The organism is Halomicrococcus pelagicus (genome assembly GCF_050954125.1).
This window is the reverse complement of record NZ_JBPBWC010000035.1, coordinates 1-10,862: the sequence shown is the minus strand read 5'-3', so window position 1 is coordinate 10,862 and position 10,862 is coordinate 1. Positions and strand designations below refer to the sequence as shown.

The 10,862-nt window shown below is 55.1% G+C and carries 12 protein-coding genes and 1 pseudogene; 7 read left to right on the top strand and 6 right to left on the bottom strand.

Features of this window, described 5'->3' with window-relative positions; genetic code table 11:
* Positions 1-807: 807 nt before the first annotated feature.
* Together ACRYA2_RS26280 and ACRYA2_RS26275 are read left to right on the top strand one after the other, a co-directional pair.
* Positions 808-1,344, top strand: a complete 537-nt coding sequence (locus ACRYA2_RS26280) for a DUF7342 family protein (protein WP_433634720.1) — start codon at positions 808-810, stop codon at positions 1,342-1,344.
* A 2-nt stretch (positions 1,345-1,346) separates the two neighbouring features.
* The gene (locus tag ACRYA2_RS26275) at positions 1,347-1,781 is read left to right on the top strand and encodes a toxin-antitoxin system TumE family protein (RefSeq protein WP_433634718.1); all 435 of its coding nucleotides are present in this window, start codon (positions 1,347-1,349) and stop codon (positions 1,779-1,781) included.
* Between the two features lie 281 nt (positions 1,782-2,062).
* Here the strand turns inward: ACRYA2_RS26275 and ACRYA2_RS26270 are convergent, their stop codons facing one another.
* Positions 2,063-2,824, bottom strand: a complete 762-nt coding sequence (locus tag ACRYA2_RS26270) for a superoxide dismutase (protein WP_433634716.1) — start codon at positions 2,822-2,824, stop codon at positions 2,063-2,065.
* A gap of 241 nt (positions 2,825-3,065) precedes the next feature.
* On the opposite strand from ACRYA2_RS26270, the gene ACRYA2_RS26265 reads away from it, so the two are divergent.
* Positions 3,066-3,200, top strand: a complete 135-nt coding sequence (locus ACRYA2_RS26265; protein WP_433634714.1) for a hypothetical protein — start codon at positions 3,066-3,068, stop codon at positions 3,198-3,200.
* Positions 3,201-3,827: 627 nt separating this feature from the next.
* Here the strand turns inward: ACRYA2_RS26265 and ACRYA2_RS26260 are convergent.
* On the bottom strand, positions 3,828-5,132 hold the full coding sequence (locus ACRYA2_RS26260; protein ID WP_433634712.1) for an RNA-guided endonuclease TnpB family protein: 1,305 nt from the start codon (positions 5,130-5,132) through the stop codon (positions 3,828-3,830).
* Positions 5,133-5,176: 44 nt separating this feature from the next.
* Here ACRYA2_RS26260 and tnpA point away from each other — a divergent pair, with 44 nt between their 5' ends.
* Both tnpA and ACRYA2_RS26250 read left to right on the top strand, forming a co-directional pair.
* On the top strand, positions 5,177-5,584 hold the full coding sequence (gene tnpA, locus ACRYA2_RS26255; protein ID WP_433634710.1) for an IS200/IS605 family transposase: 408 nt from the start codon (positions 5,177-5,179) through the stop codon (positions 5,582-5,584).
* Between the two features lie 439 nt (positions 5,585-6,023).
* Positions 6,024-7,181 (top strand): glutathione-independent formaldehyde dehydrogenase, encoded by a 1,158-nt coding sequence (locus ACRYA2_RS26250; RefSeq protein ID WP_433634708.1) that lies wholly within the window; start codon positions 6,024-6,026, stop codon positions 7,179-7,181.
* Positions 7,182-7,221: 40 nt separating this feature from the next.
* On the opposite strand, the gene ACRYA2_RS26245 is transcribed toward ACRYA2_RS26250, so the two are convergent.
* The 4 genes from ACRYA2_RS26245 to ACRYA2_RS26230 form a co-directional block, all read right to left on the bottom strand.
* Complete coding sequence (locus tag ACRYA2_RS26245) at positions 7,222-7,383, bottom strand: YHS domain-containing protein (RefSeq protein WP_433634706.1); 162 nt, start codon at positions 7,381-7,383, stop codon at positions 7,222-7,224.
* A 263-nt stretch (positions 7,384-7,646) separates the two neighbouring features.
* Complete coding sequence (locus tag ACRYA2_RS26240) at positions 7,647-8,882, bottom strand: CobW family GTP-binding protein (protein WP_433634704.1); 1,236 nt, start codon at positions 8,880-8,882, stop codon at positions 7,647-7,649.
* Between the two features lie 236 nt (positions 8,883-9,118).
* Positions 9,119-9,550, bottom strand: a complete 432-nt coding sequence (locus ACRYA2_RS26235) for a type II toxin-antitoxin system VapC family toxin (RefSeq protein WP_433634702.1) — start codon at positions 9,548-9,550, stop codon at positions 9,119-9,121.
* Entirely contained in the window at positions 9,547-9,957 is a 411-nt protein-coding gene (locus tag ACRYA2_RS26230) for a hypothetical protein (protein ID WP_433634700.1), read from the bottom strand. The genes ACRYA2_RS26235 and ACRYA2_RS26230 overlap by 4 nt, the downstream gene beginning before the upstream one ends.
* 203 nt (positions 9,958-10,160) lie before the next feature.
* Here ACRYA2_RS26230 and ACRYA2_RS26225 point away from each other — a divergent pair.
* Positions 10,161-10,277 (top strand): annotated as a pseudogene (locus ACRYA2_RS26225) (RNA-guided endonuclease TnpB family protein); the annotation flags it as partial.
* Between the two features lie 135 nt (positions 10,278-10,412).
* Positions 10,413-10,862 (top strand): bacterio-opsin activator domain-containing protein (locus tag ACRYA2_RS26220; protein WP_433634698.1); only part of this gene is annotated, 450 nt, incomplete at its 3' end.

Here is a 10,862-nt window from a genome sequence, read left to right as displayed (position 1 = left end):
GACCCCAACCCAACTCCAATTTTCGTCCGATGTGCTTGCTACTGAATATGCTGTCGGGTAACTTAATAGTTCGTGGGTGGCGTCCCTGTTGTCGGATTCATCCCCGCGCTACAGCACGGGGCTTTCTCCTCGATTTCCCGTAATCCCCCCAGCCTCCCTCTTGGGAGGCCGGCTGGAATCGATACCCGAACACCTCGCTGGTGTCCGTGAGGGTCGGTCGCTCCACCACGACCCGACCACTCCCGTCTCACCATGCCACGGACGCAGGTTTTGAGAGGAGTCGCATTTCCAAACCTTCGAACGACCACTTCGGAGTACGGTCGTTAACCCGCGTCACGGTCGGTAAACCACGATACGAAACGTGGTATGGTACACCTTTTCGCGGGCTTCACCCTCGGGGTCGAGCCCCGAGGCACTCACCCTGCTCCGCCTGTAGAGGCATCGACAGCGGACGAAGCATCGGCTGCAGGGAAGTCGGTATTCAGGCGGATGTCGGCGCTGTCGTAGACATGAGTGAGCCTTCGGGCGGACAGACGACGCTCACACTCTACGAGTATATCGATCCAGATGCGCTCAAGGACCTTATTGACGCTGGTCAGCTACCCACGGCTGAAGCCGTGGGCTTCCGCTCGCACCACTGTGAAATGGAAGACAATACCCACTGTGGAATGACGGGTGATCTCAACGAAGGATAACCGAGATCATGTGGCTGGATCAAACGATTGACCGTGGTAGCGGCAGATATCCGTTGAAGAGGAACTATTTCCTGGAGACAAGAATTATGTTCGTCGAGCTGGAATAGCCTCTATGGCGGGGTCAGAGTCCAACGACGGACCACCAGCCTTCGACAATGCGTTCGATGCCGATGATGTCGAACAACGCATCTACGGTGTTGTCCTGCAGACGCGTGAGCCTGCAACAGCGACGGTCATCGCAGATCGTGCTGACTGTGATCCAAAGACTGCTCGAAAATATCTCAGCTGGTTTGCGAACCTCGGCATCGTCACACGCCACGACGGCCACCCGGCCACCTACGAACGCAACGACGCGTATTTCAAATGGCGACGCATCAACCAGCTTGCCGCAAACCACTCCCGTGAAGAACTCCAGCAACAGGTACGCGCCCTCACAGAGAAAATCACACGCTATGAAGATGCGTATGACGCTGCAACGCCAGCGGACGTGAACGCGCTCGCTATTGCGGAAGCAAACGTCGACTGGTCGATTGACGAGATCTACAGTGACCTCGCAGACTGGTCAACTGCTCGCCAAGAGCGGGAACACTATGAGCGAGCCCGCCAGCAACGCGCCGACACGCCTGACCACAACTACGCTTCTGGATAGCGATGGTCCCACCAGCTGGTGATGGGGGGAGTCCCGCGCCCATCGACCGACCAATCCTCGAGTTTCTGCAGACACGGCTCACCGCCACTAACCAAGTTGCGCAAGCCACTATCACAGATGACAGTGGCCATCTTGAACTCCATATCGACTTCGCACCGACGTACTATCCAGCAACAGTAGACAATGCATCCCTCGCAGTGCGGTGGTATACGAATGACGACTTCAAACTTCATTACCGGGAAGTCCACCCAGACAGCGCCTGGGAATGTCGCTGGGATCGACACTCAAATCCCCATAACACGCGAGATCATTTTCATCCACCGCCATCCGCACCAACGCTTGGTGAGGACGCCTCGTGGCCGGATGATCATCGCGACGTCCTGACGTTCGTCCTTGACGAAATCGAACAACGAACCACCGATCTCTGGGGACGATAGGTGGTCACCTTCTCCACCCTAATGGGCGGAGCTTGTCGGTGGACTCCCGTTCTGGCCGAAACTACTCGGCAGGCTGGCAGTCGCCGTTCATGTTCAGCGTCCTCGACCTCAGGGCGAGGTACCGTGTCGTCCTGCCACGTGGAGGCTTGTACATCGTCGAAAAGTTCGAGCAAGCACTCGAACGCAGCGTCATCGACGCTTGACATCCTCCTCGCCCTCAAGGGCGAGGCTTTCTCGCCTGAATTTACGTAAATGACAGTGATCGGTTTGAAAGAACCTATCTAGCAGGAGTTTTCATCAAGGATATTGCACTGTTTGACAGCCCTGTAGCGCGCCTTAACTTCATCCCAATCAACGATATTCCAGAACGCATCAACATACTTGCCGCGTTCGGTTTGATACTGCAGATAGTAGGCGTGCTCCCACACGTCGAGTACGAGAAGCGGGGTTGCGGCCTGCACAGCCAAGTCGTTGTGGTCTTCGGCCTGAGTGACGAGCAGTTGGTCAGCGAGATGGTCGTATACGAGCATCCCCCAGCCAGAGTCCTCAACGTTTTTCGCGGCTGCTGAGAACTCTCGTTTGAATGCAGCAAGAGAGCCGAAATCTTGTTGTATCGCATTCGCAAGGTCACCGTCAGGGGTTCCGCCTCCGTCTGGCGACATTACGTCCCAGAAAATCGAATGCAGAATGTGTCCTGAGAGATTAAACGAGAGATCTCGCTTTACGTGCTTAATAGCCTCAAAATTTCCACTCTCACGCATCTTCATCAGTTTCTGGAGGGCTGCATTTGCTCCCTCGACATATCCCTGATGGTGTTTATCGTGATGGAGTTTCATGATCTGAGCATCTATAGACGGCTCCAGTGCGTCATAGTCGTACGAGAGAGGTGGCAGACTATATGTTGACCCCGGTGTTGAACTGTCGGGGTCTGCTGCGGTGGCTCCTGGAATGCCAACTGCGGCGAGCCCCGCTGAGAACCCAAGTCCTTTGAGAACTGTTCGACGCGCTTGGCCAGTACGTGAGGGACTATTATCGGAGGGCATCGTACGTCCAGTATTAATTCCGGTTCCGAAGACGAATAGTTAATGGCCGCCTCTATCTTACAGAAATTCTACAGGACAGTGAATCATGAATTTAATGCAGTCGATCATCGATCACGAAACAATGCATAATAGATGCACAGAACAATTTCACGCTTGGTGAAGCGGACACCATGATACGGCTGACGATGATCCGTCATCGTATTCGGCTGCGGTGACGTCAGACAGGCTTGCGAATGAAAGTATGACTGCGTTCGACGCGGTGCACGCTCGCCTGCACGACGCGCTCGAAGCTGTCGACGACCTGCCAGCGGATGTGACGACCGATCTCATCGACCGGCTCGACGACGCGGTTGTCGCCGCCATCGCCGGCAACTAATCGGCGAAAGACGACGACAGCGTTTGCCCGAGTACCCGTAGCGTCAGCGGTCGCCAATAGAGCACAGTCTCCCTAATGAGTACTTAAATACGGATGAAGGATGAGACGGTGAGAAGTCTATGGAAGCGAACTCATCAATCTATTTTTCGTAGATTTCACGCGTGTAACAGCCGCTTATTTCTCCAGTAGTTATTTTTGTGTGGCTGGCGGCAATCTGCGCATGGCGCACATCCCAGAAAAGGTGGAGCAGTATGTTTGTGAGCAGTGCCAGATAGTTCACGCTGGCACGCCAATTCCCGAATCTGGAGGCGAACACAGATTCGAACCCCCGGAAGCATGTGGTGGTTGTGGCGAGTCCTCTTTTGTCACTATCTCAAATTGGGTTCACCACCATGAATAACAGCAATATATCATACCCTTTCCGTGGATGTTGTTCGTTCATGTGCGAGAAAATCGCCGGCACGTTCTGATTGAATTCCACATGGTCACCGACCGCCTCAACTGCTTCAACCCCCGGAGATCTAAATCCAGCAGCGTTCTCATTGTTCTAGCGTTCGCCATTCCTCAACTGTCCCCGAGCCAGTAAACAGCCTCGGGCGCGGTGGCCCGAGGCTTTTGTTGGTTCCCTCAGCCGTGCGCTAGCACTCCCTGCTCGGCAAGCGAGCGGGATGAGGTTGGGCGGCTTACGCGCCCCGACCCGGACAGACGCACCAACCGAACCTGCGGCTGGGTTTTGTGAGTCCGGTAATTCGATTCGTTTCCGTCGAGTTTTGCCTTCTCGCGCCACGCGATGTTCACCGATGCATTCCGGTCAGCGTGGTCTTGCGCCACGTCACACTCGTCGTTCGTACACCGGAACCGCCGACCCTGCCGATACCCACGCTCACCACAACACGAACACGTCTGCGAGTTGTAGTACGCATCCACCGTATCCGTGGAAATCTCTCGCCACGTCGCCTTGTACGAGACGAACTTCTCGAACTTGTGGAACGGCAGTTTGTGTAACCGGCGGTTGACATACGTCCCGTACTTGATCTCGTCGCGGATACCGCTCATATCCTCGAACACGATAACCGGGTTCGAGAACTGCTCTGCGAACTCCACGACAGCACGAGAGAGGCGATGCAGCACCCATTCGGTGAATCGCTTTTCTTTGTCACCGAGTTTCTGGTGAATGCTCGTCTTGCCGTGTTGCTGACAGCGAGTGGTGATGGTGTGGTAGCGTTGGCGTTCCTGCTTGACTCGTCCGTAGTCAAGGACGAGCGTGCCCTTCGTCCGCATCGTCTTGCGGTCGAGGGCGGTGAGAGCGACGTTGCGCTCGTTGATGTCCACGCCAACCACAGTATCGGCGGTATCGGGTTCGTGAACGTCGAACTCGCGTGTAACCGTGACGTGTAGGTAGTACACGCCATCGCGGTACAGGAGTTCGGCCTGCCCCACATCCACCTCATCCGACGCGAGGGCGTCTCGAAGTTCGTCCATCGCGTCCGGTTCACCGCGCAGATGACCTTTCACCTTCTTGTAGGGTTTCGGGCTGATGCGGACGTGGACATGGTTCGTGTCGTCGTCCACGGTGAGGCGGTAGCCTTCCGTGTGTGCCATCACGAGTGGGTACGCACCAGATTTGTCCGTACTCGGCGGCGTCGGCTTGCCTCCGTCAGGGTCGTCTTGGCTCTCCCACCACTCTTTGAGTGATTGGTAGGAGTCCCACGTTTGGAGGGCTTTGCCGACGACCGCGCACTTGTTGTTCCGCAAGAAGTCGTCGCGGTCAACCTCCTTCTGTATCTCGGTGCGAGTGTACCCTTGTTGTTTGAGGCGGATGGTGTCGTTAAATATCTCGCGTGATGTGAGGCGGGCGTCGTGAAGCCACGACCGCTCACCAGACACTATGTGAAGGCGCGTCTGAATCGTCTTCGTGGCTTCTTCACCCATACTTTGACAATCGTTTCAGACTGTCATAAATGTAGGAATTAGGGATGGAGGAGTACCGCAGTCACGCGCATTCGGTTAGTTCCTGCAAGTATCACTTCGTGTGGTGTCCCAAGTACCGCCACCCGGTTCTCAACGTACTTGAAGGCGATGTGCGAGAGTTGTTTGGTGAGACTGCTGACCACTTTGGCCACGAGATTCTGGCGTTGGAGATTGCGGACGACCACGTACACCTGTTCGTCCAGTGCGACCCGAAGCATAGTCCAGCCGACCTCGCCCAGCAGTTCAAGTCGTATTCGGGTAAGCACTTACTGGAGCGGTATCCCGAGATTCGGGAGTCGTATTTCTGGGGTGGCGGATTCTGGAAAGTCGGGTATTACGTGGGGACGACAGGAGCGGTATCGGAGGAAGTGGTTGAACGATATATCGAAGAGACGGAACACGCACCGGAGTGACGCGCTTCACCCCCGCCCACGGTGGGGCGGGGAACTCGCGCTGCTTTTTGTTTAGATTTGCGAGGAGAATAACGCCATTGCCAACCACAATGCTGGGGGACAAATCCTTTGCGTAGGGAAACCGAACTCTTGTTCAGAGAATACAGACGGCAGCGAATCCGATAACGAAAGTACGTCCAGCAACCCCGATATCTCGGAGCTGGTGTCCGATTTGCTGTCCAAACACCGTGTTTATAGCGGGTCCAACTGCTCCAATGCCAGCCCGCTCTCGATCACTGTGTGTCACAATCGTCGGAATCGGTCATACAGCGACCTGTGGAAGTTATCAATGACATTCTCGACGGTGGCTATAACCACCTCCTGGTTACGTCTCTCTCTTTTCGCCAGGTGATTTATATTGTTGCCCGTTGCTTTCCTACTGGGTTGTTAGAGAATGTCAATGAATGCCGTCGTATACCAAGGTGAGCATGACGTCACTGTCGAAGAGGTAGACGAACCGGAGATTGAACACCCGAACGACGTCGTCGTCGATATTACGACCACAGCGATCTGTGGCTCAGACCTCCATATGTACGAGGGCCGGACGGGTGCAGAGCCAGGTATCGTGTTCGGACACGAGAATATGGGTATCGTCGAGCAGGTCGGTGAGGGCGTCAGCACGCTCAGCGAGGGCGACCGTGTTGTCATGCCATTCAACGTGGCCTGTGGCTTTTGTGAAAACTGTGAAGAGGGATACACTGGGTTCTGTACGAACGTCAATCCTGGCTTCGCTGGCGGAGCGTACGGCTATGTCGCCATGGGACCGTATCAGGGTGGCCAAGCCGAGAAACTCCGCGTCCCATATGCGGACTTCAATGCGCTCAAACTTCCGCCGGGAGATGAGCATGAGGATGCGTTCGCACTGCTCGCGGACATTTTCCCAACCGGATGGCATGGAACCGAACTCGCAAACCTTCAGGCTGGTGACTCGGTCGCTATCTTTGGTGCAGGTCCAGTTGGACTAATGGCCGCCTACAGCGCCAAAATCAAGGGTGCATCCGAAATCTACGTCGTCGACCGTGTCCCAAGTCGACTGGATCTAGCAGAGGAACATTGCGATGCGACACCGATCAACTTCGAGGATGCAGATCCAGTCGAGCAGATCAAGGATGCACACGGCGGTGGCGTCGACAAAGGTGTCGACGCCGTTGGGTATCAGGCTATCGACGATGACAAGGAAGCCGACGACGCCTACGATCCTGCTCGGGAGAACCCAGCCATTGTTCTTAATCAGCTGATTCAGACCGTCCGACCGACTGGACAGATCGGCGTTGTCGGGCTGTACGTCCCCGAAGACCCAGGTGCACCTGATGAAATGGCTGCCCAGGGCCGTCTCGGCATTGACTTCGGGAAACTCTTCGAGAAAGGTCAAAAGATCGGTACTGGTCAGTGTAACGTCAAAGACTACAACCGTGAATTGCGCGACCTTATCATCCAAGGTCGTGCCGATCCAAGCTGGGTCGTCTCCCACCGGACTGACCTGAACGACGCACCGGAAATGTACGAGCGGTTCGACCAGCGTGAAGAAGGCGTGACAAAAGTTCTTCTGGAACCGTAGTGCGTTCTGTCCTCAGCTTCTTTATTTTCGGATCAAGTCGTCACGTATACTCGTCCGGGTTCTCTTCGAAGAACTCCTTGCATTTTGCTGACTCGAAGTGATACTCCTCACCACTGTACTCTATACCGGCCGTGGGAACAGTGGCGCTGATTCGGGAACCACACACGGGACAATTTTCTACCATATATTCCCTGCTAGGCATTCGCTTCCACGGCATTAGTTGCTATGGCAGGTGCCCAGATTATAGAAACGACTCGAACATGTGCGATACCAAATTGAACATACTGTTATGTGCGGTGATCTCGTAATCACACGTGAGTATGTGTATCTATTGTACATACCGGGAAGACGGCTGGACGGCGCTCCTCCAGTACGACGACGTTTACCAAGAGACCGTCACTTCCGGCGGCAAATCACAGTCGACACACGGGTTCCACGAATCCTGGGACGACCTCCGTGATCAGATCACTCAATAACGAATTGCACTGGAAACGGATCGTCAAGTGTACTAGACTCCTCCTGCTCGCCGTCAGTTGCGAGACAGTCATCAAGCTCAGTCCGAATGTTGTCCTCCGCAAGGTCGTTTCCAATGAATACTAAGCGGGACTGACGCGTGTCCCGGTCGTCATCCCATTCTCCAATAGGGCCAGCCTGTACCGCCGGCCCTGCCGTACTAAGCCCAACCACCTCATTGCGTCCGGCAAGCCAACAAAAACCCTTCGCCCGGACCACCTTCTCATCCAAGTCCTCCAGCCATGTGGCGAACCGCCCAGGGTGGAACGGCCGTGAACGGCCATAGACAAATGAAGTAACTCCATGACGTTCCGCAAGAGATATATTATGGTCGTGGTCCCCTGCATGGCTATGACCTGTCTCATCTCCTCCCGCTGTGGCACCTTCGCTCTCTTGACTACCGTGCGCTGCGAGATGACGCTTCCACCCGACTGTCTGCTGTGCTCGTTCGAAGTCGAACTGATTGGTGTCGAGCACCTGATCTGGGTCGACACGAGAATGAATCGTTTTGATCAACTCTGCCTGGGGCTGGAGTTCTTGCAGTACAGCCTCAACCTCACCGAGCGCATCATCGGGAACCATGTCACACTTGTTCAGGAGGAGGACGTTACAAAATTCAATCTGGTCGATAACTGTCTCAGCCATCGGTCGGTCGCCGGCCGGATCAACGCTATCAGGGACGGAGGCGTCAGGATCAAACTCCTTCCAGAATCCATAGGCATCGACAACAGTGACCATCGTGTCAAGCCGAAAGTGCTCGGTCGGATCCACTGCTGCATCTTCTGTCCCCACAGCGAATGCCTGTGCAACAGGAATCGGCTCGCTAATCCCGGAAGCCTCGACCACTAAGTGGTCGAACGAGCGCTCTTTGGCCAATTGATGCGTTTCAGCAAGTAGGTCGTCTTGCAGGCGACAACAGATACAGCCGTTTGAGAGTTCGACAATGTTGCTATCTTCAGTACTGCCAATGGCGTTTGAGGCTTCCGCGGCGTCACTACTGTTTTGAGTCGGATTTCCGCTATGGTCGGCGAGTAGTTCAGCATCGACGTTGATCTCGCCCATATCGTTCACCACAACTGCAAGCTCTTGCCCGTCTGGATTCGCTAAGAGGTGATTGAGTAAGGTAGTCTTGCCTGCCCCAAGGTAGCCGCTGACGATAGTAACAGGAATACGGTCGGACGATGCCATTGTATATGCGTATTTGATACAACCCGTCATAGTTCCTCTCCCAATGATGCTCCATCCCCCCTCTCGAACGAGATTGATTATCCACGACACCGACGCCGATACACGAGTTTTCTTTTCCTCCTTCTCAGCATGGTCATCGACTTCGTTTTGAGTGATCTCGGTCCATCCATACCTCTTGGTGGAATTTGAGTGCTCGAGAGCCATCCACAAGCACCCTCGGCGATTGTGACGCCTCTCTACCCTTGCTCAACTGGTATCCGTTCGAAGCCCAGCGTTCGAAAATCACTCTCGAAGGCGAACATATGCTCGATCTCGTGCTCGCGGGCCAGTACAGCGCTCATATGATCCACAAAGGAAATTTGTTGGTCGTCGTAGCGTTCGAACTCCTCACATGCCGTATCGAACGTCTGTTTGCCGACGGGCAAAATGTTGAACGTCTGCGACTCTCGAACCGTCGTGAGAGCATCCACCGCTGCTGGCTGCCCAATCTGATACAACATTAGGGTTGCAAACTCGGACAGTACATACCGGCTGGTGAAGACGGGTCCATACTCGCCGGCTTCCATGCCATCGAAGACGGCATCTGCAGCGTCGTGGTTGACATCGTCTTCATCAAATCCGGCATACAGTCCACCTGTATCCACAAATATCGGCAGTGGACGACTCATTCTGACTGATTGGACTGATCCCGATAGAGGAGTTCATCCACTCGCTCGGACGCATCCGTTGCTATTCCAGACCGATACGTCGTCCGTGTAAAGATCGGATCACTCGGATCCACTTCGTGAGCGCCATCCTCATCGGCGAGCCACCAGACCACGCGGCCAGCAGTCTGTCGATTCTTCACCCGCCCCTTGTCTTCGAGTTGGCCAAGTTTGCGCCGAGCTGTTTCCCGTGAGCAATCAAGAGTGTCAGCGACGTCACCCGATGTTACAATGGGGCCTTCGACTTCTTCGAAGACTGCAAGCACGTCGGTGAGCGTTACAGTTTCGACATACCGGCCTGAGTCTCCCCGGTCTTTGGACATACCTGCAACTACAGTCTGGGACTGCTTAGCCCTGTTGGTGTACACCATGTGGTGTATGCCAACTTTTATTCCCATGTGGTGTATACCATATGGATGGAAGGACGGTGCCCTCGGGCGTGTTGAAACGCACCGGGTGCGCCAACACCCGGCACCGGTCTTCCAAAGTGCTACCCAGAAGACCGTGTCGGTTTCCTCTCCGGCCTACTCGCTCGCTTCGCTCGCTCCTTGAGGCCGGAGGCTCCACCTTGCATTACGCTGAACTAAGGTTGGGATGGCCCGAAGAGACGCCTGTGGAGACTGCGCTCCCGACGGACACCACTACGGTGTCTGCAAAGCGCGTCATCGAAGCAGGAAGCCTCGGGGCGTGACCCCGAGGCGATTCACTCTCTTGAAACCCTCAATCAATTTCGTGGTCCGGGAGATCAGGCGTCCGGGAACAGTGACTCATGAGCACGGTCCGATCAGTAGCAGACCTTTACAGCTGGAAGCCATCGGTACAGACGATGGCTACCGAGGCGACGTTCACAGTTCCGTCAGACCAATTCCCCTTGGGGACAGTGTTCAACCAACTGCCGAACGTGACGGTCGACCTGGAGCGACTTATCCCCGCGCAGGACGTGGTGATCCCCTACTTCTGGGTACGGGGAACCGAAGTCAACGACATCGAGAGCGCATTCACCGAGCACCCAGGCGTAAAGGAGATTCATCTCGTTGACTCTGTTGAAGACGAGTACCTGTTACGCGTCGAGTGGACGCTGGACTACGACGACGTGCTAACCATATTGACGGAGACAGCGGTGCCGCTCATCAAGGCTATTGGCACAAATCAGCAGTGGACGTTCGAGATCCGCGGCGACGATCGAAGCGACATCTCAAACTTTCAACGACGCTGTCGAGAGCTGGACATTCCGATCACGTTGACGGAGTTGCACGCGCTCACACCGGTTGAGACG